Source organism: Streptococcus sp. 400_SSPC (genome assembly GCF_001072745.1).
Taxonomy (GTDB): Bacteria; Bacillota; Bacilli; order Lactobacillales; family Streptococcaceae; genus Streptococcus; species Streptococcus xiaochunlingii.
This window is the reverse complement of the sequence record NZ_JVIQ01000024.1, coordinates 1-23,912: the sequence shown is the minus strand read 5'-3', so window position 1 is coordinate 23,912 and position 23,912 is coordinate 1. Positions and strand designations below refer to the sequence as shown.

At 44.8% G+C, this 23,912-nt stretch carries 27 protein-coding genes; all 27 read left to right on the top strand.

Features of this window, described 5'->3' with window-relative positions; all coding sequences use genetic code 11:
• Positions 1–85: 85 nt before the first annotated feature.
• The 27 genes from ADH49_RS04390 (at position 86) to ADH49_RS09575 (ending at position 23,533) form a co-directional block, all read left to right on the top strand.
• A complete protein-coding gene (locus tag ADH49_RS04390; protein WP_048690140.1) occupies positions 86–313 on the top strand; it encodes a hypothetical protein in 228 nt (75 codons plus the stop codon).
• Entirely contained in the window at positions 310–720 is a 411-nt protein-coding gene (locus ADH49_RS04385) for a YopX family protein (protein WP_048690139.1), read from the top strand. Before ADH49_RS04390 ends, ADH49_RS04385 begins: the two co-directional genes overlap by 4 nt.
• A 33-nt stretch (positions 721–753) precedes the next feature.
• A complete protein-coding gene (locus ADH49_RS04380) occupies positions 754–933 on the top strand; it encodes a hypothetical protein (protein ID WP_048690137.1) in 180 nt (59 codons plus the stop codon).
• 97 nt (positions 934–1,030) lie between these two features.
• The gene (locus tag ADH49_RS04375) at positions 1,031–1,303 is read left to right on the top strand and encodes a hypothetical protein (RefSeq protein ID WP_048690133.1); all 273 of its coding nucleotides are present in this window, start codon (positions 1,031–1,033) and stop codon (positions 1,301–1,303) included.
• Positions 1,304–1,492: 189 nt separating this feature from the next.
• Positions 1,493–1,918 (top strand): hypothetical protein, encoded by a 426-nt coding sequence (locus tag ADH49_RS04370; protein WP_048690130.1) that lies wholly within the window; start codon positions 1,493–1,495, stop codon positions 1,916–1,918.
• Between the two features lie 294 nt (positions 1,919–2,212).
• A complete protein-coding gene (locus ADH49_RS04365; RefSeq protein ID WP_399553794.1) occupies positions 2,213–2,659 on the top strand; it encodes a terminase small subunit in 447 nt (148 codons plus the stop codon).
• Entirely contained in the window at positions 2,646–3,923 is a 1,278-nt protein-coding gene (locus tag ADH49_RS04360) for a PBSX family phage terminase large subunit (RefSeq protein ID WP_048690124.1), read from the top strand. The genes ADH49_RS04365 and ADH49_RS04360 overlap by 14 nt, the downstream gene beginning before the upstream one ends.
• A 62-nt stretch (positions 3,924–3,985) precedes the next feature.
• Positions 3,986–5,473: a phage portal protein gene (locus tag ADH49_RS04355; protein ID WP_082161862.1), complete on the top strand. Its 1,488-nt coding sequence runs from the start codon at positions 3,986–3,988 to the stop codon at positions 5,471–5,473.
• Positions 5,430–6,845, top strand: a complete 1,416-nt coding sequence (locus tag ADH49_RS04350; RefSeq protein WP_065426965.1) for a minor capsid protein — start codon at positions 5,430–5,432, stop codon at positions 6,843–6,845. The genes ADH49_RS04355 and ADH49_RS04350 overlap by 44 nt, the downstream gene beginning before the upstream one ends.
• Before the next feature lie 157 nt (positions 6,846–7,002).
• Positions 7,003–7,146, top strand: coding sequence for a hypothetical protein (locus ADH49_RS10200; RefSeq protein WP_160312887.1), 144 nt, complete (start codon positions 7,003–7,005; stop codon positions 7,144–7,146).
• Positions 7,147–7,201: 55 nt separating this feature from the next.
• Positions 7,202–7,486, top strand: a complete 285-nt coding sequence (locus ADH49_RS04345) for a hypothetical protein (protein ID WP_048690119.1) — start codon at positions 7,202–7,204, stop codon at positions 7,484–7,486.
• A gap of 144 nt (positions 7,487–7,630) precedes the next feature.
• Entirely contained in the window at positions 7,631–8,227 is a 597-nt protein-coding gene (locus ADH49_RS04340; protein WP_048690116.1) for a DUF4355 domain-containing protein, read from the top strand.
• A gap of 3 nt (positions 8,228–8,230) precedes the next feature.
• Positions 8,231–9,112, top strand: a complete 882-nt coding sequence (locus tag ADH49_RS04335) for a hypothetical protein (RefSeq protein ID WP_048690109.1) — start codon at positions 8,231–8,233, stop codon at positions 9,110–9,112.
• A gap of 15 nt (positions 9,113–9,127) precedes the next feature.
• Complete coding sequence (locus tag ADH49_RS04330) at positions 9,128–9,493, top strand: phage head-tail connector protein (RefSeq protein WP_048690106.1); 366 nt, start codon at positions 9,128–9,130, stop codon at positions 9,491–9,493.
• 12 nt (positions 9,494–9,505) lie between these two features.
• A complete protein-coding gene (locus ADH49_RS04325) occupies positions 9,506–9,784 on the top strand; it encodes a hypothetical protein (protein ID WP_048690102.1) in 279 nt (92 codons plus the stop codon).
• Positions 9,781–10,125: an HK97-gp10 family putative phage morphogenesis protein gene (locus ADH49_RS04320; RefSeq protein WP_048690099.1), complete on the top strand. Its 345-nt coding sequence runs from the start codon at positions 9,781–9,783 to the stop codon at positions 10,123–10,125. Before ADH49_RS04325 ends, ADH49_RS04320 begins: the two co-directional genes overlap by 4 nt.
• A gap of 3 nt (positions 10,126–10,128) precedes the next feature.
• Positions 10,129–10,494 carry a hypothetical protein gene (locus ADH49_RS04315; protein ID WP_048690096.1) on the top strand — a complete coding sequence of 122 codons (366 nt, stop codon included), beginning with the start codon at positions 10,129–10,131 and terminating at the stop codon, positions 10,492–10,494.
• Between the two features lie 14 nt (positions 10,495–10,508).
• On the top strand, positions 10,509–11,090 hold the full coding sequence (locus tag ADH49_RS04310) for a phage major tail protein, TP901-1 family (RefSeq protein WP_048690093.1): 582 nt from the start codon (positions 10,509–10,511) through the stop codon (positions 11,088–11,090).
• A gap of 66 nt (positions 11,091–11,156) precedes the next feature.
• A complete protein-coding gene (locus tag ADH49_RS04305) occupies positions 11,157–11,633 on the top strand; it encodes a tail assembly chaperone (protein ID WP_048690089.1) in 477 nt (158 codons plus the stop codon).
• 330 nt (positions 11,634–11,963) lie between these two features.
• Complete coding sequence (locus ADH49_RS04295) at positions 11,964–16,664, top strand: phage tail tape measure protein (RefSeq protein ID WP_048690083.1); 4,701 nt, start codon at positions 11,964–11,966, stop codon at positions 16,662–16,664.
• 10 nt (positions 16,665–16,674) lie between these two features.
• Entirely contained in the window at positions 16,675–17,532 is an 858-nt protein-coding gene (locus tag ADH49_RS04290; RefSeq protein WP_048690080.1) for a phage tail family protein, read from the top strand.
• Positions 17,533–17,547: 15 nt separating this feature from the next.
• A complete protein-coding gene (locus ADH49_RS09580) occupies positions 17,548–20,553 on the top strand; it encodes a phage tail protein (RefSeq protein WP_065426964.1) in 3,006 nt (1,001 codons plus the stop codon).
• Positions 20,554–20,565: 12 nt separating this feature from the next.
• On the top strand, positions 20,566–20,802 hold the full coding sequence (locus ADH49_RS04280; protein ID WP_048690077.1) for a hypothetical protein: 237 nt from the start codon (positions 20,566–20,568) through the stop codon (positions 20,800–20,802).
• A gap of 3 nt (positions 20,803–20,805) precedes the next feature.
• A complete protein-coding gene (locus tag ADH49_RS04275) occupies positions 20,806–21,408 on the top strand; it encodes a hypothetical protein (RefSeq protein WP_048690074.1) in 603 nt (200 codons plus the stop codon).
• Between the two features lie 15 nt (positions 21,409–21,423).
• Positions 21,424–21,840: a hypothetical protein gene (locus tag ADH49_RS04270; protein ID WP_048690071.1), complete on the top strand. Its 417-nt coding sequence runs from the start codon at positions 21,424–21,426 to the stop codon at positions 21,838–21,840.
• Between the two features lies 1 nt (position 21,841).
• Complete coding sequence (locus ADH49_RS04265) at positions 21,842–22,105, top strand: phage holin (RefSeq protein WP_048690068.1); 264 nt, start codon at positions 21,842–21,844, stop codon at positions 22,103–22,105.
• An 18-nt stretch (positions 22,106–22,123) separates the two neighbouring features.
• Positions 22,124–23,533, top strand: coding sequence for a GH25 family lysozyme (locus tag ADH49_RS09575; protein WP_065426963.1), 1,410 nt, complete (start codon positions 22,124–22,126; stop codon positions 23,531–23,533).
• Positions 23,534–23,912: the final 379 nt, after the last annotated feature.

Sequence of the window (23,912 nt, the reverse complement as noted above, 5' to 3'; positions counted from 1 at the left end):
GAGTGGATAAAATTCATAAAAGATGGACAAAAAAATGCCTTGGAGATACTTGGAGAAGATTTCAAAAATGATGATGAGGTGGAAGATGAGTAGATTTGAAATATATTTATCTAAAAACGACCTTGAGCATATCGCTAACGGTTATGACATCAAAATCAAAATCGACGGCAAAAGATTTTTGGAAACAAATGAAATCATTTTGAAGCCTGAATTGATGAATGATGTTATGGCTCCGATATTGAATTATAAAAATAAAATAATCGATACTGAACAACAAAATATTATCAATAGTTTTATGGGAGGTGCGAGATGATACCAAAATTTAGAGTTTGGCTTCCAAACCCAGATGTTGAAAGAATGTTGAGAGTAAAAGCTCTTGTTTTTGAGCATGACAAAACAAGGTGTGTATGTGGCTATGCTTATGACTTTTATCTTGAAGATGAAGATGCAATCATCATGCAATCAACAAGACTAGTCGACAAGGAAGGTACAGAAGTTTTTGAAGGTGACATCTTACATCATCAGATACAGGCAGAATATACCTTTGTTGTCAAATATGACAAAGACAAAGGTCGCTGGTATGGTGACGGTCTAAGTCGCACTTATCAAATTGATATCACAACGGACTTTCTAAAATATTACAATGTTATCGGCAACATCTACGAAAATCCGGAACTTTGGAAGAATTGTAGAAGAAGAAAGAACATATTGAAAATGTAATCAAAACGTTAGAAAAATAAAGGAGGCAACAGAATGAAACGACCAAATAGATATCCGTATAGTGGAAAAATAAGAATTCTCGAAAAGACAATTTTATGTGTGGGATGTATCAACGCTTCTAATATAAAATCAAACAATTCTATCATCACATTCAGGGATAGCGAGATCGTTATTAGTGGTGAGAATGTTCGATTAAATGAAGGGGTGGAGTAATGAATTTACAAAATATCGCCTTCCTTGGCTTCGTTGGTGGGTGGCTCGGTGGTCTTGCGTGGGCTTTGGTCGCTGCATTCGTAGGAAGGAAAGAAAAATGAAACAGTATTTACTGGGAATTTTGAATCTTGCGGTCCTCGTCATCGTGCTCGTCGTTTGTTGCGTAAATATGAACGCAAGGATCGGCACGCTAGAAGAGCGGACGAAAGAGCTACAACTGAAAGTCGAAGAGCATGAGCGCTCGATCGAAAAAGCAAACGAACGGGACAAAATGCAAGATACTATAATAAATAAGCTAAACGCTGAATATAATTCGAAGGTGGCCCAAGAGTTGCAAGAGGCTGCTGACCGTAACGGCGTGGGGGGATAATGTGAAAGTCTATATCGTGAGAAAGTATGACAAGCTGACGCGTTGGGATTGCAATCATTCGACCGGGTTCAAAGAGTACGAATTCGAGACGAAGGACGAAGCGATGAAATTCCGCAACAGTCACAAAAGAGGCGTCTTTGACGTTTACGAAAAAGAAAAGTAAGCCCAAGGGCTAGAAAGGAGGGGAGCTTGAGAATTGAAACAAGATACGGATATCTGATCGACGCGCTTCGAAGATATCCGTTTGACAAAGAAATCAAAGAGCGAATTGAAGAGATCACCTTCCCGTATCAAAATTTCGACGAGAATTGGTTCATTAAGAGCAAGTCAGCAAGTAACACGCCGGAAGCCTTAAAGAACGTTATTCTCAAAGAAAATGATCCGGAATTGATTCGGCTCTATACGCTTGAAGAGGCGATCACAGAATACACGAGCGAGTGCGCTCCCTCGAGCTGGGAGGCAATCAAGGCACTCTATGTCACTAGATCGAAAAACGTTGAAGGAGTGGCACTTGAGCTCTTCATGTCAAAGAATTCAGTCTATCGGCATATCATCAAACCGTTCTTTGAAGGACTGGAAAAGAAATATACAAGTATTTCTCTAAAAACACGCTAAAAGTTGGGAAAAATGTAAAAAAAAAGGTGTTAAAATTGTATTATCGGAAGATTGAAGGAAACGACAATCTTCATTGCGGGCGAAAGGCTTTTCATTTTAAAAAATCTACCATTCAGAAAACACCAGCAACTTTTTTCGTGGGTCTCCTAATTTTTATTTTAAAAAAAGGCGGTTCGATTCCGCCCGTCCGCTTAGACGAGGTATTACCTTGTCGAACCTTTCCAATCTTCACAAAACAGCCCTTAATACTCCGAGGGCTGTTTTTTTATCGCTAAAAATAACCGACGAAAGGGGGTGCGTTGTGATGGGATGACGGAAAAACAACAAAAATTTGCTGACGAATATATCATTTCGCTCAATGCGACACAAGCATATAAAAAGGCCTATCCGAGTGTTAAGAAGGACGCAGCAGCTCGAGCGAGTGCAAGCCAACTCCTAACAAACCCTAACGTAAAGGCTTATATAGACGAGCGACTTGAGAAATTGAAGTCCGAACGCGTTGCGGATCAGCAAGAGGTCCTCGAGTTCCTAACGGCTGTCATGCGTGGTGAAGTGACCGAGCCCCTTTTGGTTTTGGACGGCGAAGGCACACAACGGGTCGTTAGTGCTGTACCAAATGTATCAACGCGACGGAGTGCGGCGGTTGATCTTGGGAAGCGGTTCGGGCTATTTGTTGATAAGCAAGAGATCACTCAACGGACAATTGAAATAAAAGTTGGTGAGTGGGATGACGACGACTAGACCACGGATCAAGATCGAATTCAACTATCCGAGCCGGGTATTCAACAAGCATATTTATGACAAGCTGACAGATTATGATACCTTTACGGAGGTACATTATGGGGGAGCTTCTAGTGGTAAGAGCCATGGAGTGATCCAGAAAGTCGTATTCAAGGCGTGTCAAGACTGGAAGTATCCACGGAAAGTCCTTTTTCTTCGAAAAGTCGGGGCGACGGTGTACGACTCGATCTTTGAAGACGTGAAGCAATGCCTCGAGACGTGGAAGTTGCTCGATAAGTGCAAGGTCAATAATTCAGCATACCGGATCGAGCTCCCAAATGGGGCTCAATTTATTTTTAAAGGGTTAGATAATCCGGAGAAAATCAAGTCCATCAAGGGCATTTCTGACGTGGTGATGGAAGAGGCTTCGGAATTTACGCTTGACGATTATACACAATTGACGCTACGCCTTCGGGATAAGAAACACAAGAAGAGACAAATCTTCCTAATGTTTAACCCCGTTTCGAAAGTCAATTGGGTATATAATGCGTTTTTTGTCAAGACGCCGAAGAATACGGTCGTCTATCAAACAACATACAAAGACAATCGCTTTCTTGACGATATCACGAGAGAGAATATTGAGGAGCTAGCAAGCCGGAATGAAGCCTATTACAAGATATACGCTTTAGGTGAGTTTGCAACGCTTGATAAGCTCGTTTTTCCAAAGTACGAAAAGCGTCTCCTCAATCCTTCCGAGTGGGAACACTTGCCGGCCTATTTCGGGCTTGACTATGGATTCATCAACGACCCGAGCGCTTTCTTACACGTCCGAATAGACGATCAGAATCGCAAGCTATACGTCGTTGAGGAATATGTCAGAAAAGGACTGACAAACGACAAGATCGCGGAGGCTATCAAGTCCCTCGGTTATGCGAAAGAGCAGATCCGGGCGGATTCAGCGGAAAAGAAATCAAATCAAGAACTTCGAAATTTGGGAATCCCTCGAGTTATCGATGTACAGAAAGGACCGGGATCAGTTATGCAAGGGATACAATACCTCCTCCAATACGACTGGGTAGTTGACGAGCGCTGCGTGAAGTTGATCGAAGAGCTTGAAAATTATACATGGAAAAAAGATAAGAAAACAAACGAATATATAAACGAACCCGTCGATTCGTACAATCATTGTATCGACGCGATTCGGTACGCGTTACAAGATCGTATCTTGCAAAGTAAGTCAGTACAAGAACGAATGAAGAACGCGTCATATTACTTTGGGAGGTAAAATTGGTTACTAATTTTTTAAAAGGGACACGCTTCGCCGATCATGCGAACGACCATTTTTTGATGATGACCGAAGACTTCGCAGTCATCGATTATGCGTCTAGCGTATGGATCGAGCAATTGAAGCGATACGTCAACCGGCACAAGAAAGAACAATTGCCACGCTTGCAAGAGCTCAAGCGCTATTATAAGGGCGACAATAATATCAAGTATCGACCAGATAAGGAAGACTCGACAGCAGCAGACAACCGTATCTCGAGCGATTTCGCAAAGTATATCACTATGTTTGAACAAGGTTATATGCTCGGGAATCCGGTCGAGTATAAGAATGAAGACGACGTGGTCCTTGAGAATATCAAGGTATTCTCCGCAAAGAACAACGAGAAGAAACACAACTCGTCAATTAAGAAGGATCTTTGCGTCTATGGTCGGGCCTATGAGCTTTTGACCGTAACAGAGCGCGATCGTGTCGCTTGGGTCAAGCTGTACAAGTTGAGCCCCGAGCAAACATTTGTCATTTACGACGACACTTACGAACAGAATTCTTTGATGGCGGTCAACTATTACGACGTTGACTACGGCGACGCTAAACGGAAGACAATTATCAAAGTATATACAGCCGATCGCGTCTATACTTACGAGTGGAGCTCGCGGAAGAGTGACGGGATGAAGCTCAAAGACGAGCAAGAGCATTTCTTCCACGGCGTACCGGTCAACGAGTACAGCAACAATGAAGAGCGCCTCGGATCGTATGAGTCAGTATTGGACAATATCGACGCTTACGACTTGTCACAGTCAGAGCTTGCTAACTTCCAACAAAACAGCAATGACGCGATTTTGCTGATTAAGGGCAACCCGTACACGGGAGCAGACGAGAAGGACTTCTTCGACGATGGTCGGATCAATCCAAACGGTCGCCTTGGGGTGTCCATGGCATACAAGCGTGCTCAAGTGCTTATTTTGGACGACAACCCGAACCCGGGCGGATCAGCACCAGACGCAAGCTATCTCGTTAAGCAGTATGATAGCGCGGGCGCTGAAGCGTATAAGGAACGTCTAGTGAATGATATTCTACGCTTTACCTTTACGCCAGATACGCTAGACAGCAACTTCTCGGGCACGCAATCGGGCGAGTCCATGAAATATAAGTTGATGGCTGCTGACAATTACCGCGAGCAACAGCAAGATCTCTTTGAAGCTGGGCTTATGCGACGTTTACGTCTCGCGGTCAATATTTGGAAGATTCAGGGCAACGAAAGCACGGCTTACGAGCTTATCAATGAGACGTCGATCGTATTCCGTCCAAACATTCCGCAAAACGAAAAAGAGATCGTCGAAATGGCCCGCACACTCTACGGTATCGTGAGCGAGCAAACGATCTTCGAGATCTTGAATCAAGTGACGGGGATCGACGCGGAAGTCGAGCTCGAGCGTTTGAAGGACGAGGCCAAAGAACAACTCGAAACATTGCCACGTTTCGAGAAACAAGAAGACGGAGAGGTGACAGATGACGAACAAGTTGAAGAATCTGAAAACCCTCGAGGATCATGATCGATACTGGACAGCCCGAGCCCGTGAGATCTTTGAATATGTCGATCGTAAGGATATCAATTTCTTTGCTGAAATGGAAAAGATCTATCGTGAGCAATCCGCGAGCCTTCAAAGGTCAGTATTTGATTTTTATACACGCTTCGCAGAAGATCACAAGATCAGCTATCAAGACACAATGAAGCGTCTCCAGGGCGAAGACTTGAGCGATTATGCGGAGAACGCTCAACGGTATCGAGAGCAAGCGGAAAAAGATCCCGAGCTATTGAAGCGATTGAATGAGCAATATGCGTCAGCTCGGGCAGTACGTCTCCAAGTGCTCAATTCAGAAGCCGTCTATCGTGCCGGTGTACTAGCCGGTGTATTGCATAAGAGCTTTGAAAAATATCTCTATGATGTGGCCGAATACGCTTATCGAAAGTCAGTCGGTGGCCGTGCGGGTGCGATCAACCGTCCAGCATTTGAAGAGGTTATCAAAACGCCCTTCAACGGTCGGAACTATTCCGCGCAACTTTGGGGCAATACGGACAGCCTCGCAGATAGTCTTAAAAAGGTATTCCATCAAGGCTTTATCCGTGGAGATAGCCCGCAAGAAATGGCCCGGGAGATCCGGAAAGAGTTCAACGTCTCACGGTCTCGAGCCGAAACATTGATCCGGACAGACGCAACAGCCGTCGTCAATCGTGCAACGATCAAGCGATACAAGCGCGAAGGCTTGAAATACTATCGGATCTTGGTCGTGCTAGATGATCGGACGACTCAAATTTGTCGGAATATTGCACAAGAAGATAAACTCTATAAGCTAGAGGACGCGCAAGTTGGGGTAAATATGCCCCCGTTTCATTACAATTGCCGCTCGACGATTATGCCGGACGAAGAAGAGTTGAATGGCGATATCAAGGCTAATGATAACGATTTTGAGAAGCTAAAAGATGATCTTACAAATTTGTGGGATGATATATCAAAAGGGAACTTACCTTACAAGAGTATTGAACGAAGTCTTTCAGAGAGCTATACAATTGGACAGTTGCCAAGTGTGAAAGGGACTGAAGAGTTACTAAAACGTGTACAAGTGACTGGTGAGAATTTGGCAAAAATCTTAGAAAAGCATGGCACAGAATTTCCGTTGGAACAAATGTTATTGTTAAAAGAATTGATTGCTAATCCAGATTATGTCGCGGATAATTCAGATCATCATAATAATTCGGCATTGCTCTATAAAAAGGTCCCTGGACGTTTGAAATATCTAATGGAAGCGGCACTTATACAAAAAGATGATGGTAGCTACATCATTCACTATCACAAAATTAAAAAACAAAAATTAAATAAATTAAAACGTGAGCAAAAGATACTTTACTCTAAAGATGATATGTGATATACTTAAGGTAAAGATAGAGGTTGAAAAGTATCCGCCTCCAACGCGCCACTTAGCTAGTGGGTCGAGAAATGCGGGCGACATCCGGCGGTCCCGCCTATCTTGCGCTTAGATAATAATCTAGGCGCTTTTTTTATGCTCAAAATAAGAAAGGAGAATGATGATTAGTATTTGGGATCTTGTTTCATTTACCGCTGGGTTGATCTGTTTTGCTGTCTTGGTCTTGGTGGGGTGGTCCATCATTGCCGGACTGATCGACGGAATCATCACAGCGATAAAGAAACACACAAGAAAAACGTAACTTAGCGCTTAGTTCAATCTAGGTGCTTTTTTTATGCTTAAGAAGGAGTAAGAAAATGAAATACAGAAAGAAACCTGTTGTAATTGAGGCGGTTCAGTTCGTAGATACTGAAGAATCAATTTTAAAATTGTCAGAATTAGGATTAGATCCAGTCCGGATTGATTATGCTGATTTAGATAATCCAATTTTAAAAATAGAAACACTTGAAGGAGTGATGGTTGCGACTGAAGGTGATTACATTATCAAGGGTGTACAAGGCGAATTTTATCCGTGCAAACCAGCCATTTTTACAGAAACATACGAAGAAATTGAGTATCTAAATGTTTTAGATAGTATCTAGGAGGTGATCCGGTATCTTGACAAGCGGGAATAGACCGCTTTTTTTGTTGTCCAGACTTTGCGGAGGACGTTAAAAGCTGCATTGTTTCGTCGCCGGACGTAAAACGAGAATATCGAGTGATGGCGTAACCATCGGAGGAAAATTATGTCAGAAAATACACAAGCAACCGTCGAGACCGAAAATATTGAGAAAGACGTCGCTCAAGAAGAACAAGTCGAGACCAAGCAAGAGAAGTCAGAGCGTACCTTCACACGGGCAGAATTTGGGAAGGCAGTCGCAGCGGAGATCGCAAAGGCTCGCGCAACTTGGGAGTCTGAACAAGCAGAAGCCCTCGAGCTTGCAAAGAGTGAAGGTGAACGCCTCGCGAAGCTAACCAAGGACGAACGCGCCAAAGAAGAGGAAGCGAAACGAATCCAAGCGATCGAAGAGCGTGAGCGAGCAATCGCAGAACGAGAAATGAAAATGGCAACAATGGCGTTGCTAGTGGAAGAAGGCCTTCCGCAAGAATTCCTCGGGCACGTCCTCGCTCCAACAGCCGAAGAAGTCAAAGCTAAGATCTCGGACTTGCGAAATGTTTTTGACAAGGAAGTTGAAAAACGCGTCAATGAACGCTTAGTGCAAAGCACGCCTCGCCGTGGGGCTATCAACGGGCTCACGAAAGAGGATATCATGGCGATTGAAAATGACGAAGACCGTCAACGTGCGATCGCTGAAAATATTCAATTATTCAGAAAGGGCTAGAATATGGCTGAAGAAAAACTAACAACTATGGCGAATCTGGGCGAAATTAAGTCCATTGATTTTGTCAACAAATTTTCAAAAAACATCAATGATCTTTTGACTCTTCTTGGAGTCACTCGTCGTCAAGAATTGACAAGTGATCTCAAGATCCAAACTTATAAATGGACCGCAGACGTGAACGCAACCAACCCAGCAGAAGGTGAAGATATTCCGCTTTCTCAAATGGTTCGCGCAAAAGCGCAAGCATACGAGGTAGCTTGGTTCAAAAAACGCCGTTCCGTATCAGCAGAAGCAATCGCGCGTCATGGTGCGTCAGTAGCGATCACAGAAGCAGATACTCGTCTTATGCGCGAGATCCAAAACGGAATCAAAGAGCAATTCTTCACTTTCCTAAAAGCGGATCCAACTAAAAACAAGGGCAAAGGCTTGCAAGGTGCGCTCGCTCAAGCATGGGCAAAAATCGCAACCTTCAACGAATTCGAAGGCTCTCCAATCGTTACTTTCGTGAATCCGGTTGACGCTGCTGCATACCTTGGGGACGCTGGCGTAGGTGCTGACGCTTCTAACGTTTTCGGTATGACTCTTCTCAAAAATTTCTTGGGTATGCAAAACGTTATCGTGATGAACGGTGTACCAGAAGGGAAGATCTACACGACAGCGATTGAAAATCTCGTCTTTGCAAACTTGAACGTGGCAAGCGGAGATCTTGGCGGATTGTTTGCGGACTTCACAGACGAGACAGGTCTTATCGCAGTAGCTCGCGATCGTGCATTGAAGAATTTGACTTTCGAGTCTGTATTCTTCGGAGCAAACGTTCTCTTTGCTGAAATTCCAGAAGGCGTTGTCGAAACAACAATCGAAAAACCAGCAGCAGTCGCAGCTTAATTTAGGAGGTGAACGATGGCAGCTATTGAGCTAGAAAGAGCAACGGAAGAGATTCGCTTATTAAAGGGAATTCCAAAGAGCGACCAAGAGCAAGACGATTTATTGACTCTTATTGTACGGGATAGCTTCGAGCGTATGATCGCTTACGTCAACCGCTTTTCTGAATCGCCACTCGAGGAATTGCCCGAGACGGTGGCATACATCCTCCGAGACGTGGCTGTCAGTCGATTCAACCGCCTAAACTCGGAAGGCGCAACTGCTGACAGCGAAGAAGGCCGGAGCTTCACTTGGGAGGATGGCTATCTAACAGATGATAACAAGGCCGTTCTGGAAGGCCTCGCGGTCAAGCACCGCGCCCGTGGGATCGCTAGATTCATTTAAGGGGGCGCGTGTATGATCTATAATGACCGCGTAACCTTGATTTTTGAGAAACGCCCAACGGACGAGCTATTGGACAAGGTGGAGAAGAAAAAGAGCTTCCCCGTCCCTTGTATGCGCAATGCTATGTCTAACTATGAAATGATGGGTCTCTTTGGCAAGTATGACTTTGACGCGTTCAAACTCCACTTACAAGGTGTCCATCGTGACTTTTCCGAAGTCATTTACAAGGGCAAGAAAATGAAGATCAAGGGCAAACGATATCATCATAATAGCACGGTGATTTACTTATGAGTTTTTCTTATAAAGTAAAGGGGCTCGACAAGTTCATCCGACGCGTCCAGAGCAAGCCAAAACAAGCAAGACGGGCCGTAAGTGCTGAATTGCACAGATCGGCCTTGCGCGTCGAGCGAAAAGCCAAAATAAAAGCGGCAGTCGATACCGGATTCATGCGAAACGGGATCTTTGTAGCTCGGGTGGGTATGTTACGGTATAAGGTAACGTCCCCGGCCGGTTATTCGGTCTATGTCGAGCTTGGAACGCGTAAGATGAAAGCCCAACCCTTCCTCGGTCCGGCCGTCAAAGAAGAAAGCGAAGTTCTTTTTAAAAATCTTCGTAAAATGTTTAGGAGGTGATCCATGGAATTTGAAGCACCTTCGATCAAGACACTCGCGGAATTGCGTGAGAAATTGAAGCCCTTGAATATTCCGATCTATTTTAACCTTCCAGATTCCGACGTACTCGAGCCGTTCTTGGTGATCGGGCAAACGAGCTCGGACACCTCGAAAACGGTCCAGACGGGGCTTATAATCGAGGATTTAAGCGTCCAGATAGATATCTTCCTTCCCGACGACGAAAGTCGCGGAGGAGTCGAGAGAGTGCGATCAGAAGCGATCAGACGAATCGGTCGGAATAATCGGATGGCGTCAACTGTCTTGAAAGATGACACAATAGGCCGGGAGGTCTATCATATCGTTATTAACGTAACAGAAATAATATTTTAAAGGAGCACTTATAAATGGGTGAAGCAGAAGACAAAGCAAAAATTAAAATTACGATCGCAAAGCCGGTCGTAGGTAAGAAAGTATTTTACTTTATTCAGTCAATCCACGCTGAAAAAGGCACGGGAGCAATGCTTCCGGCTTACCGCAAAGACGGTTCGACGACCATGGGTGGGGAATACATCGACGAGCAAACACAACAAGGGCGTTTGCTCGAGAAAGCAACTGATGAACACTCAATCGAGTTGTCTCAATATTTCGCACCAAAAGATCCATCAGTTCAAGTCGTTCTTGACGCACAAAAAACTGGTGAGTCATTGAAGATCTGGCGTGTCATCGTTGACGAGTCAGTAAAAGACACTTCAACTGGTAAGGACACTTATCCAGCACAATTTGGATATGGTAAGATCACAGATGACGTCGAATTCGACGACGCGATCGACGGATTCGTTGAGCTTAACTATACCGTGGGGATCGTTGGACGTTTGCGTGATGGTAAGTTCCCATTGTCAGCGGACGAAATCGCAATGCTGAACGACGTTTATGAATACCAAAATCCAGGCGAAACAACTGGCGATTACAACAATATCACACGCTAATTTTTCAAGCAAAGGGGCTTCGAACGCCCTTTTGCTTTTATTTTTTTAACTAAAAGGAGTTTAACAATGGAATTTACAGTCGGAAGCCGTACAATCGAGATCAAATTTGATTATATGCTTATGTTTAAAGTCAACAAAGAGCTTTCAACTCGCGACGATAACGGCAAACCAAACGAGGACGGCGTGGGCGCTCTATTCCTTCGTGTTGTCGAGCGTAACGATTCTGCTCTAGTGGATCTTATCAAGCTATGCGCTTCGAAGAAAGCGAAAGCCGTATCAGACGAGGAAGCATTGAGCGCGATCGCTCTCAAGTTAGAAGAAATGGACGCTACAAATACCGAGCCGATTTTCAAAGCTATCGAAGAAGAGATGGTGGATTCTGGTTTTTTCAACGAAAAAGTTTTGAAGTATATCGAGAAGCTCGAACTGGCCTTGAAATACTTGAAAGCGAAGTCCGAGACAGCGGAAGACCAAGCGACAGCTCAATTCCAGATCGAGCAAACGGAAGCACAAATTGGAAGGATGAAGAACGCGTTGTCCTAATTGAATGCGCTCGCTTAGGATTGACTGACACAAGGATAATCTATTCATGCACGAAAAGAGAGCTCGACGCGATACGCGAAGGGCTTTATTATCGAGCTATTGAAGAGCGAGAAAATCTTGTCGAGCTTGCCTTCAATCTTCGCTATACATTGAACGCGAAGAAAGCAGAGATCAGCAAGTTGAGCAAGAAAAAGGATCGGGACAAGATCAAACGCTTATTCGATCCACAGAAAGAAAAACAAATCGAAAACAGAAAGGACTTGATCGCGAAAATCGAAAGATTGAACGAGCATTTCCAAAACAGAAAATAATATAAAAGGAGGTGGAGCGATGGCATTCGATGGATCAATCGAGGCCCTAATTGGTGCGGATCTGACAGAATACGACAAGGCGATGGCCGAAGTCGTAAGTGCAACGAAGAAAGCGTTCGAAACAGCAGCGCAATCAGCGTCAAAGAGCGCAAATCAGATGATCCGCGAAGTCGGTGAGCTTATGAATCGACTCGCAAAAAGCAATCAATCATCGGGCTCGAAAATTGCTCAAGGCCTAACCGGTGGCGTTAAGATCGCAATTGGTGAACTTCATCGTATCGCTTCGAACATCGGTGCAAAATTGCCCGACCCGATTCGAAAGGGCTTCGTTCGGTTATCTAACGAAGTAAAGAGCGTAATTAGTGTAATGAAAGGCGATATCTCGTCTTTCGGTTCAAAGATTAATTCAGGGTTCAAAAAAGCGTTTAGCTTCGATATTTCGAAAGCTATCAAGTCTCCAAAGAGTGTGTTTGCGGAGATGGCCAACAGCGTCGACTCTATGGCCGGTCGAATTAGTTCCAAAGTCCACAGTATTGGTTCGGTCTTTACTAATTCGGCAAACAATATGTCTGGTTCGTATAAGACGGCCTTCGGTGCGATTGGTAACTCTATGGCACGACTCGAAGCTCGGATCCAGTCAACGGCTGGGAATATCACGAGTGCACTTGGCCAAAGAGTGCTCAACCCAATCAATTCGTCATGGTCGAGTATGTTCTCTAACTTGACAAGCAAAGCGAACAGCTTCGCGGATCGAGTGCGAAATTCATTCGGTGGGCGGGTATTATCATCCGTCAACAATCTTGCTAGTAACGTAAGCGGGAAGCTCGGGAACGCCTTCCAGACGGCCGGACAAAAGGCAGTCGGAGCGTTGACGGGTATCGTGAGCCACACAGACAGAGCAGCAAGCGCGTCAACGAACTTGCTGAAACAAGTCCTCGGGGTGGCTGCTGCATATAAGCTCTTTGATCTTGGTAAACGATTCATCAAGAGCACAATTGCGACAGCGGCCGAATTTGAAGCTAAAATGAGCAACATTAAGGCCGTTACTGGGGCAAGTGCTGAAACGATGGCTCAATTTGATAAAGCGGCAACAAAGGCCGGAGCTGATACAGCATTTAGCGCTAGTGAGGCGGCTGACGCAATTGGTGAACTTGCGAAAGCTGGGGTATCGACAGAAGATATCCTCAATGGTGGTCTTACGGCGTCACTCAACCTCGCAACAGCGGGCGAGCTTGACTTGAAAGAAGCTGCTGAAATTACGTCAACGGCATTGAACGCTTTTCGTCGGGACGGCATGACGGCTACACAAGCAGCAAACCAACTCGCGGGAGCTGCTAACGCGTCAGCGACAGATGTTCACGAATTGAAATATGGGCTTTCCATGGTCGCTCCGGTCGCTTCGGGTCTTGGTCTATCGTTCCGCGATACCACGAACGCCCTCGCAGTCTTCGCTCAAAACGGACTCAAGGGATCGGACGCCGGAACGTCTCTCAAAACAATGTTGATGAATCTCCAACCCCAAACAGAGAAACAAATGAATCTCATGAGAGAGTTGGGAATCATCACAGAAGACGGTTCGAACCAGTTCTTCACGGCTGAAGGTAAGATCAAGTCATTCGCCGAGATTTCTCAAGTTTTGAAAGATAAACTCGGGGGATTGTCGGACGCTGAAAAACAAATGGCCCTCAAAACAATGTTCGGTACGGATGCGGTTCGTGCTGCAACAATTGCCATGAACGAGGGAGCAGATGGCGCAAACAATATGCAAGCAGCCATCGATAAAGTGACAGTCGCAGAAGTGGCCGCCGAAAAAATGAATAATTTAAAAGGGGCAGTTGAGGTTCTTCGAGGGTCTTTTGAAACTTTTCAAAAAACACTCGGAACGGCTGTCTTGCCTGTTCTAACAACTTTCGTTAAGTGGCTTGACAAATTAGTTGATAGAATCAATAATTCTCAAGGTTTTCAAAAATTTCTCGACGCTTTAAACTCATTGAATCCAGCCCTCAATCAGTTTTTGAACGGCGCAAAAATGACTGACGATCAAGCAAATAAGTTTGAAAGCACAATGATTAAGTTGAAACCGGCTATTTTAGGAGTCGTTGGTGCTCTTGCGTTTGGTCCGGCAGTCCGTGGCCTAGCTTCGCTAACGGGTGTAATGGGCACGGTCGCAAGTAAAACTATTGCATTTGGGTCAGCTACTTCGGGCGCTATGAAGACGGCCGGAGGCTTCATTTCTAGCTTCACGGGCAAGATTGCCGGTATCCCGAGCGTTCTTGGTGGTGCAACGGCTCAAGGCATGTCTATTTTGAGCGTGATGACTAGTGGGATAGCTTCCGTGATGGGAATTGCCCTCGCGTCAATCGGTCCGGCCGCTATCTTGGGTCTAGTCCTCGCTGGCCTTGGTCTGATTAACCAACAATTTGGGAAACAGATTGATCAGTTACTTCAAACAGTAACGACCAAAGGGCCACAGATCATTCAAGAGCTCGTAAGTGGTATTACTAGTCAATTACCAAGCCTTATCGCTTCGGGTGCTGATCTAGTCGCTAAACTAGCGCAAGCCTTCGCGACAATGTTCCCAGTCATCGTTGACGCGGGAATTCAGCTTATTTCAAGCCTTGTCCAAGGCGTAGGCCAAAATGCGGGCTCGCTGATCTCGTCAGCGATAACCGTCATCGGATCATTTGTTGATACATTGCTTCAAGCCTTACCTCGATTGCTCTCAATCGGGATGGAATTACTTGTCAACGTGACGAATGGTATTTTACAAAATATGCCACAATTGCTCGCGACAGTTCAACAGATCGCGACGAACTTCATCACAAACTTACAAGCAAACTTCCCTTCCATCCTTGAACAAGGGATTCAAATCTTGATGAATGTCGTTCAAGGGATCATCCAAGCCTTGCCAACGATCATCCAAATTGCGACACAAGTTATTGTCGGATTCATTCAGACGATCCTTTCAAACTTGCCGACGATCTTACAAGGTGGTATTCAGTTGATCGTGGCACTCGTCCAAGGGCTTATCAACGCCTTGCCGAAGATCGCCCAGTCTGGTATGCAAATTATTGGTCAACTTATCATGGGGCTCGCCCAAGCCTTGCCACAGCTCGCAATGGCCGGCTTACAATTGATCGTACAACTTGCGACGTCGCTGATTACTGGTATTCCTAATATCATTGGCGCCGCATGGGATATTATCAAGGGGTTCGGTGGTGCATTGCTTAACTTCATTCCGAATGCTCTGAAAGGCGTTGCGGACGCAGTGGGTAACTTCTTCGGTGGGATCTGGGATTGGATTTCCGGTAAGTCCGAAGAAGGTGGAGCGAAGGTTGAAGCAACGATTGGAGCAACAGCGGATCATATTTCGAACAAGAGTTCTGAAACAACCGCGAAAGTAAGCTCGGACGCGACGACCGCAAATACTAACGTCAGCACGAATTACCAACAAATGCAAGCGAACGTCAGCACGTCAACGAATACGATGACCGCGGACGTATCGAATAACATGATGAACCTTGCGAATAGCACGATGACAACCACAACGACTATGCAGCAAGGCGTGTCAACGAATTTCGGTATGATGAATGCGGACGGCACAATGAATATGCAGACGCTCGCAATGAATACCGATACGTCATTTAACCAAATGAACGCGAACGCGGTAGCTCAAACGGGCCAAATGAACACAGGCGTCGTGAGTAACGTAAGCAACTTAAATGCTAGTGCAAGTAACGAGCTGAATCAGTTGATGAACAATGCGAACGCGAGCACGGCTGGCGTGAATACCGCAGCGAACACGAACGCTCAACTTGCGAACTCGGGAGTTGTGAGCAACTTCCAACAAATGCAAGCGGGCGCGACGACGGCTACAAATACGATGGCGAACAATGCACAAGCTGACTTTGCCAAAGTATCGCAACAAGCGCAACAATCAAGCGCGCAATTGTCGCAAGCAGTAACCAACAATTACAACCAAATGAAGACGGCCGTCACTAACTCAATGAATGCGACGGCTCAAGCAGTACAAGCTGGGCTTACGAAGATTTCGCAAGCAACGACACAAGCCGGCAAACAACTAGTAGATATGTTTACGCAATCATTCAAGAGCGTGATGAACGCTGCTAAACAAGGAATGAGCGCGGTCGTGTCAGCTATGAGCTCCGGACTAAAACAAGCCGTGAGCCTCGCACAATCGGCCGGATCGAATATAGTATCGATCTTTAGTCAATTGGGAGGATCGCTTTCAGCGGTCGGTTTCAACGCAGGAGTCGGACTTTTCAACGGTCTTGCTTCTATGGCTGGATCACTCTATAGTCTTGCTCACAGCATTGCTTCAAATATCGCTAACATCATGCGTTCTGCGCTCGATATCCACTCACCATCACGAGTGATGAAGAAAATCGGTGGATTTACGGGAGAAGGTCTGTACATTGGTATGCGTGACTGGGTATCGGATATAAACGATATGGCTCGTCAGTATGCCCAAGCAATCACGGAACAAGACTATCAGACTAATAGCACGATGACGACAAGCGCGAGCGTGACAAGCTCGGGCGTTCGTTCATCCCTCGAAGACTTGAGCGACGAAGTGAAGAACTCACAACTCGCAGATCAGAAATTCGAGGTACACAACGAGATTGTCGGAGACAAGATCTATACCACGGTAAAAGAAAAAGACGCCCGCAAAAAGGCGTTAGATGAATATTTCTCGTAAGGGGTGAAACATGGACTTATTGATTGAAAAAGACGGCCAGGCTCGAAATTTATCCGAGCTTGGTCTATATAATATCGCGGTCGATGATTCGTCCCCGACCGTGGATATTTCAACGCGTACCGTCAAAGGACGCAACGGCCGGATCTTCGACGGCCTAACATACACCGAAAAGGTGATTGAAGTAAGAGCGAGGCTTTCCGTCCCAACGATGGAAGCCTTTTTTGATAAAAAGGACGAGCTGACTCGCTATATTCTGGGCGAAGACAGCTTTTATATTACGAAAATGTACCCGCAACGTGACGAATTGTACGAATTCGAGACAGCGGGCCAAACCACGGGAGAGCTTGAGATCGCAAATATTCCGCACCAGCCATGGCGCTATCGATACAAAGTAGCGGGAAGCGAACGGATCAATTATGAATTCATCGGCAAGTCGTCCGCGGGATTGAAATATAATATTTCGTTCTCGTTCGTGACGGTGGAGCTCCCTTTTGGTGAGACCGTGCCAAAGGACCTCGCACTATCAACGAATACGTTTGATTATGCGGGGACGGCTCAATTGAGTCAACTCGAAGTACCATTTGTCGTTGAGCTGACCGCGACGGCTGATAATATCGATTTTTTCGTGGAGATTGACGGGCGTCGGTTTACTTATCGACATGCTGAAACGCCGATCCGATCCGGGCAGAAGCTACTTTTGCGTGGGATTGAAACGGTGCTAGTTGATGGAAATAGAGAAACCAACGTCAACAATCGGACTAATTTTGAATATTTCGTGATTCGCCCGAAATTTAATAAAAAAATTTCTTGGTTTACAAATTTTAGAGGGTCAATCAAGATCCTGGGGTTCAAAGAATTATACAAGTAGGAAGGAGGGGAATCATTGCTTACTTTTTACGACGAAAAAGGGAACGGGTACGGTGCGCAAGTCGAGTTTACCACTAAAAATGCGGTGAACGGCGAGCGTTCCGTGTCCGGGACCATTCTCTCAAATGACAAAGTATTGTCGAAGATTGACCGTGGCTGGTCGTTCGACTGGGACGGTGAAACGTACAAAGTCATCTATGCGAAGCCTAAAGACGAAGGCCGGAGCTTGTCCGTATCATTTGACGCGGTCCATCAATTCTTCTATGACTTCGATCATTCCAATTGCTACCAAGTCTTAAACGGATCGAATCGCTTTGAAGTCTATATCGAGGCGATCTTTCGGGGGAGTGGGTATCGATACCAGATCGAGGCTCAAGCGAACGCCATCCGGAAGGATAATTTCGGGAACACGAGCCGATTGAAAATGTTTAAAGACGTTATCAAGGCAGCGGGGCTTGAATTCTCGGTGACTGGGAAAGTCGTCCGAATCGTGAAGAAGGTTGGGACGGATCTTTCGACCGTGGTCCGAAAAAACTTCAACATGAACGAGCTTACACTCGAAAAAAATATCGGTGGGTTCATCACGTATAAGAAGGGCTTCGGGGCGTGGAAGGATGAAAACAACCACAACGCGGGACGGTATGAAGCGGAATACGAAAGCCCACTTGCTCGGATCTATGGCCGTATTGAAGGTGAACCGATCAGCGACGAGCGTTACAAAGAGACCGGGAAGTTACTTGAACGTCTAAAGCATGACGTTGACAATTCGTACTCTATTTCGGTGCAACTCGAGATGGAAGACTTAACTCGCGCCGGTTACAAGTACACACAGCCTCGAGCTGGTGACTATATCATGGCCATCAATGAGACAATCGGATTCCGTGAAAAAATCCGTATCGTGTCATACGAGAGCAGCTATGACGTGACGGGCCGGCTATTATCTCACAAGGTAACATGTAACGATATTGGGACCGTACAGAAGGCTATCTCGTCCGAAGGCTCGATCATGCGAAGCGTGGGCCAAAGCAAGGAATACGCGGAAAGCGCCCTTGCTATTGCCACGAGAGCCCTTGTCAGCGCTGACGGGAAAAATACTATCTACTACGGAGCGGAGAAACCTCGGGATCAACCACAGGGCGCGCTTCATCGTGGAGATCTGTTATATCTAACCGTCGGGGAAGAGACAGAGCTGTATTTTTGGAACGGTTCGGAGTGGGAGCTCAAGCATTTAAAATTCGACAGTTCCAAGCTCGAAAAAATGTTTGCCGATTCGAAGGCAACAACCGATAAGGCTATCGTAGAAGCTAACAAGCGAGCAGAAGAGGCTCTCAAAAAAGCCGGAACATTGCCGGACACGACCAAACTATCAGACCAGATCAAGCAGCAGATTTTAGCTAGTCAAGACTTGACACAGAAAATCACGGAAACGCTCAACCAGACGGATTCTGGGGTTGTCTATAACAAAGTCTTGCAGAATATCAAAAACGATTTCGTCGAGCAGAAAGATATCAATCCAGTCTTAGCTGGCTTGAATCAAAAAATCGCAACTCAAACGATAGAATTTCAAAAACTCACAGAGTCGAACAAGCTATACGAGCGTATCATCGGCAAGTCCGAAGCCGACGCACCCGATAAGCTATCACGGCTTGTTATGAGTAGCGAGATCTTTCAAACGGAAGTTGGAAAATACTCAACACAAGGTGGCCCGAATATGCTCCGAAATTCGAGGGCAGATGATGGGCTGAAATATTGGACGGAATCTAATAATAGACTAGGCTTTACATCTCACGGCTTTTATTTTAACGGCCAAAAACGAATGTTTGAGTTGAGGCCTGGTGCGGTCGTTAAAAGTCCACGTTTTATTGTCAAACGAAATGTAGATTACATTTTGAATATTTTAGGGTTTGACAACAACTCAAAATATTTTAAGATCTATTTCTGTAAACGAAAAAAAGGATCGACAGCAGATTTTGAAGATAAACAACTTGTGTTTGACGGAAGCCCTAAATGGACAAACGGACCAGTTTTTAATAATGAAAAAACCGTTAAAAAATCCTTTAAATTTAATATCGGTGAATTCGATGACGGTTACCTTCAATTTGAGTATGACCGCAACAACCCAAACAAGTGGGGTGGTCTATTTATGACCGAGCTTGATTTTTATGAAGGTACGAATGACCGTAAATGGCAACCAGCACCAGAAGACAGCGCAGAGCCTATCGAGGCGGTACGGACACAAATGACGCTATTAAGTGATAGTTGGTCAGTACGCAATTTAAACAGCGCGGGCGACGTGCTGGGACAGTTGAATCTAAACCCGGACGGCTCAATAAGAATTAATGAGGGCTTGCTTTCCGTGGGCGAGAAAACCTACATCAAGGACGGGGTTATTAAAAAGTCCATGATCGGTAAGGCCCAGATAGGCACGGCACACATTGACGAAATCGACGCAAGTAAGGCTAACCTTATCAATGTTACTTCTAAAAATGTCGCAACCGAGGGGTTGACCGCTAACATTATCAAGGGTGGGAAGTTATCATCACTCAATGGTGTTACTGAATTTGATCTTCAAACCGGATGGATTGAAGCAAACGGCCAAAACATTGGTATTAGAAATAGATTCCCTGGCAGACCATTGCAATATTTGACTTTTGGAAAAGGTCGAATTGGTGACGTCGACGGCTCTTACACGGCTCTGTTAAGCAATCGTAACGGTGTACAAAAAATGGACAGTACTTCTGCAGGTATCCAAATTTGGAACGGCAGAAGTAATGGGAAAATAGCTTCGGCTATTACATTTTACGGGCAATCAATGGATTTTTTGTTGAGCGGTCAAGAGAATTTAAGAGGTGTCTCAATAGATGTTGGGAGGAGAGAAATTAATGGCCTCCTAGACATCTATATTAGAGATAAATCTTTGGTTGACTTATTTAATGTGATAGACAAGAATTTTAAAGGAATTGAAGATCATTTTAAGCGCCACAATCTGGGAGCTCCTGGATATTATCGGACATATATGTAACAAGGAGTATCAATGAATACAGCAGACAAAATCATAAATGAATTGGCTTTACAACTAGCCGATAAATCGATCGAGCAAGCGAACTATAAGATTTTCTACGAAGAAACTCAAGAGAAGCTAGCAGAAGCACAAGCCCAGCTTGAGCAAGCAGAAGCACAACTAGCACGGGTTAACAATGTGCTAGAAGCAGATGAAGCTCTTAAAGAGATATTTGACGAAATCGCAGAGAAATTAGAAAAGGAAGACTAACATATGTTTAAAGTAGTAAATAAATATTTGCAAGAAGCAAACAAAACTTTTGTCGCAATTCGACAAGATGCACCTTATACGGCCTTTGACCGTACTTTGTTTGGTGACCGTACAAGCGAATCAGACGAAGTGCTGATCCAAGCTGTCCTTGGCCAGATTGCCACCGAATTTAACCCAGCAGACGGGGTCAAGAAATTGCAAGAAGACTTGCATACACAAGCAGAAAGCTATGAGCAAAAACTTGCTGAAAAAGATACCAAAATTGCAGAAGTTAAGGCAGTAGCAGATTGGGCAGTATTGGCACGAGTTACTGATGTTGACCACCCGCTAGATCCAACAATCTACAAGCGTGGTTTGGAATTAGTTGATCTTGGACAATCTGGCAAGACTTACAAATCGCAAGAAATCTTTGCGATTGAAGATGCTACGCACAATGCTCTATACGGTGAGGGTAACCGTGTGATGGTACAAGTCAACAGTGACTTTACGTATAATGGCGAAACCCTTGACCAACTCGCAAGCCTTGAGCAAAACGGTAAATTGGCAGTATGGAAGTGGACGAAGCCTAAAGAGAACACAGATTTGGAAACTCAACCGCTCACATAGGAATGGGGTGATTGAGTGACATTTTCTGATTGGATTGCACACCTTGCCCCTACTATTGGTGTGATTGCTACTGGCTGGTTTGGGATGAAAGCCAGTAAGTCATCTGACCTAAGCAAAGAACGCTTTAACAAGTTAAAAGATGAATTAAGCAACATCCAGAACTCTGTTGAAACAGTCCAAGAACTGGGCAAGGATAATAATAGAAAAATCGACGAAGTGAATGAGAAACTGGCTGTACACGATGAAGCACATCTAGTTACTATGTATCTACGCTTAGAGCGTGATATGACTGTAGCAATTAACCGTGGATATACAACAGTACATGAGTCAGACATCATTCACAAAATGCACGCAAGTTACAAGAAACTCGGTGGCAACGGCTACATTGATAGCCTTTATAAAAAATATGAAGTTTTAGAAGTGAGGAACTAACATGAACAAAATTAACTGGACAGTACGTCTTAAAAATAAAAACTTTTGGCTTGCACTTGTGCCAGCCCTTGCATTGCTCTTTCAAGCATTCGCTGACATCTTTGGTATCAAACTGGAATTCGGACAAACCATTGATAAAATCTTGGTATTTGTCAATGTATTGTTTGCATTCTTTGTGCTTGTCGGGGTCGTTAATGACCCTACAACCGCTGGTTTGGGCGATAGCAACCGAGCATTAGGCTATGAAGAACCTAACCAAGATTAACAAAAAGGAGGCGGTCTTTTGACTACTCAAAGACAATTATTAGATACGCTAGATAACGTAGTTAATCAACGTGTTACCGTTCCAACAAACCCTTATGGTGGGCAATGTGTTGCTTTAATTGACAACATTCTGCAATATCAAGGATTGTATAATCTCAATTTTAGTTACTTAAACGCCATAAACGGGCTTGACAGAGCTTCTGCATTAGGACTTAGAGTGACATACTTTAACGGTTCTAACAATCCACCAGTAGGGTCTGTATTCGTCTCTGATTGCTCTCCAAACCATCAGTTTGGGCATATCGGGTTCGTGGTGGCAGAACACGCAGACGGAACGGTCACAACCATCGAGCAGAATATTGATGGTAACGCAGATGCTCTCTATAATGGCGGATGGGTTCGCAAGGTTCGTAGAAATCTAGATAGCGCAGGAAATTTCAGCTATATCGACTGGAATGGGCCAAGTCAACGCATGGTTGGTTGGTTTGAGTTGCCGTTTGATGATTCTGAAAGTGAATCGGGTGGACTTGCTAAAGGCGATTACTTCCTTGATGTATCAGCTTACCAGTCAGCAGACTTGACTGGTATCTGTCAAGCATCGGGAACTAACAATACCATTATTAAAGTAACCGAGGGCGTTGGTTGGGTTAGTCCAGTAGCAACCAAACAAACCAACACTAGTAATTGCATTGGTTATTACCACTTCGCCCGCTTCGGTGGCGATGTAGCGACAGCACAAACTGAAGCTAACTATTTCATCAGTAATCTACCATCACGTCCACGCTACCTAGTGTGTGACTACGAGGATGGCGCTAGTGGTGATAAACAAGCGAATACCAATGCAGTATTAGCATTTATGGATGTTTGTAAGTCGAACGGGTTCGAACCAATCTACTACAGCTATAAGCCTTATACATTGGCTAACATCTATGTGGAGCAGATTACTGCTAGATATCCAAATAGCCTATGGATTGCAGCATACCCAGATTACGAAGTCAGACCTGAACCATACTGGGGCGTATATCCAGATATGGCACATACCCGTTGGTGGCAATTCACCAGTACGGGCTTAAGTGGTGGATTGGATAAGAATATAGTAATCATTGGAACTGAATTAAACAAGAAAGAAGAGGAAGAAGATATGAATTTTGTAGTACGAAGCAAAAGCGGAAAGCAAGGATATGTCGGAGTTGTTAACGGTAGAGTGTTCGGCATTGGTAGTATGGGTACGGTGGATGAATTGAAATCTAACGGGGCTAAACATTTAACCCTTGACGATGGCGATTTCACACGATTCTTGGACAGCCAGTCACGAGATAGCGCAGAAGTGTCTAAAGCGATTGAAGAAGCCAGTGCGTCCGTAGTCAAGGCTATCGAAGAACGTGCGCAAGCTACGCAAGGTCAAACCGGTAAGATTCCAGTTTACTGATCCAGTACCTACTGATGTCGTTGATATCGTACATTACAGACGACCCTTGGCCAGAGACTCTATAATCTATAATATATAAGACACACACCCTCCCAAATTGGGAGGGCTTTTTTTGTTTGCTGTTATAATAGACAATTTCAATAATTTCCGTTATAACAGAAAAAAGGCAGTTTTGTTGACGTCAACAAAACTGTACAACAAAAAAAAGCCCTCGGGCTCGTTCTCTCAATTATGCGGGCAATGAATACGAAAATGAATACGTCTTTTTTGTTTTATCGAGAAATGACGAAAACGATATTCTGGCAAAATACGCGTTTTTTAAACGATTGAGAACGTACAACGATATGATGGAAACGGTCGTTGAATCATGGTATAATAA

Coding starts and splice junctions, on each gene's coding strand:
- ADH49_RS04360 (WP_048690124.1), top strand. CDS start 2,646: ATGACGACGACTAGACCACGGATCAAGATCGAATTCAACTATCCGAGC.
- ADH49_RS10200 (WP_160312887.1), top strand. CDS start 7,003: ATGATGATTAGTATTTGGGATCTTGTTTCATTTACCGCTGGGTTGATC.
- ADH49_RS04380 (WP_048690137.1), top strand. CDS start 754: ATGAAACGACCAAATAGATATCCGTATAGTGGAAAAATAAGAATTCTC.
- ADH49_RS04265 (WP_048690068.1), top strand. CDS start 21,842: ATGAACAAAATTAACTGGACAGTACGTCTTAAAAATAAAAACTTTTGG.
- ADH49_RS04275 (WP_048690074.1), top strand. CDS start 20,806: ATGTTTAAAGTAGTAAATAAATATTTGCAAGAAGCAAACAAAACTTTT.
- ADH49_RS04315 (WP_048690096.1), top strand. CDS start 10,129: ATGGAATTTGAAGCACCTTCGATCAAGACACTCGCGGAATTGCGTGAG.
- ADH49_RS04375 (WP_048690133.1), top strand. CDS start 1,031: ATGAAACAGTATTTACTGGGAATTTTGAATCTTGCGGTCCTCGTCATC.
- ADH49_RS04345 (WP_048690119.1), top strand. CDS start 7,202: ATGAAATACAGAAAGAAACCTGTTGTAATTGAGGCGGTTCAGTTCGTA.
- ADH49_RS04320 (WP_048690099.1), top strand. CDS start 9,781: ATGAGTTTTTCTTATAAAGTAAAGGGGCTCGACAAGTTCATCCGACGC.
- ADH49_RS04340 (WP_048690116.1), top strand. CDS start 7,631: ATGTCAGAAAATACACAAGCAACCGTCGAGACCGAAAATATTGAGAAA.
- ADH49_RS04290 (WP_048690080.1), top strand. CDS start 16,675: ATGGACTTATTGATTGAAAAAGACGGCCAGGCTCGAAATTTATCCGAG.
- ADH49_RS04305 (WP_048690089.1), top strand. CDS start 11,157: ATGGAATTTACAGTCGGAAGCCGTACAATCGAGATCAAATTTGATTAT.
- ADH49_RS04390 (WP_048690140.1), top strand. CDS start 86: ATGAGTAGATTTGAAATATATTTATCTAAAAACGACCTTGAGCATATC.
- ADH49_RS04295 (WP_048690083.1), top strand. CDS start 11,964: ATGGCATTCGATGGATCAATCGAGGCCCTAATTGGTGCGGATCTGACA.
- ADH49_RS04350 (WP_065426965.1), top strand. CDS start 5,430: ATGACGAACAAGTTGAAGAATCTGAAAACCCTCGAGGATCATGATCGA.
- ADH49_RS04280 (WP_048690077.1), top strand. CDS start 20,566: ATGAATACAGCAGACAAAATCATAAATGAATTGGCTTTACAACTAGCC.
- ADH49_RS04325 (WP_048690102.1), top strand. CDS start 9,506: ATGATCTATAATGACCGCGTAACCTTGATTTTTGAGAAACGCCCAACG.
- ADH49_RS04330 (WP_048690106.1), top strand. CDS start 9,128: ATGGCAGCTATTGAGCTAGAAAGAGCAACGGAAGAGATTCGCTTATTA.
- ADH49_RS04310 (WP_048690093.1), top strand. CDS start 10,509: ATGGGTGAAGCAGAAGACAAAGCAAAAATTAAAATTACGATCGCAAAG.
- ADH49_RS04355 (WP_082161862.1), top strand. CDS start 3,986: ATGATGACCGAAGACTTCGCAGTCATCGATTATGCGTCTAGCGTATGG.
- ADH49_RS04335 (WP_048690109.1), top strand. CDS start 8,231: ATGGCTGAAGAAAAACTAACAACTATGGCGAATCTGGGCGAAATTAAG.
- ADH49_RS04385 (WP_048690139.1), top strand. CDS start 310: ATGATACCAAAATTTAGAGTTTGGCTTCCAAACCCAGATGTTGAAAGA.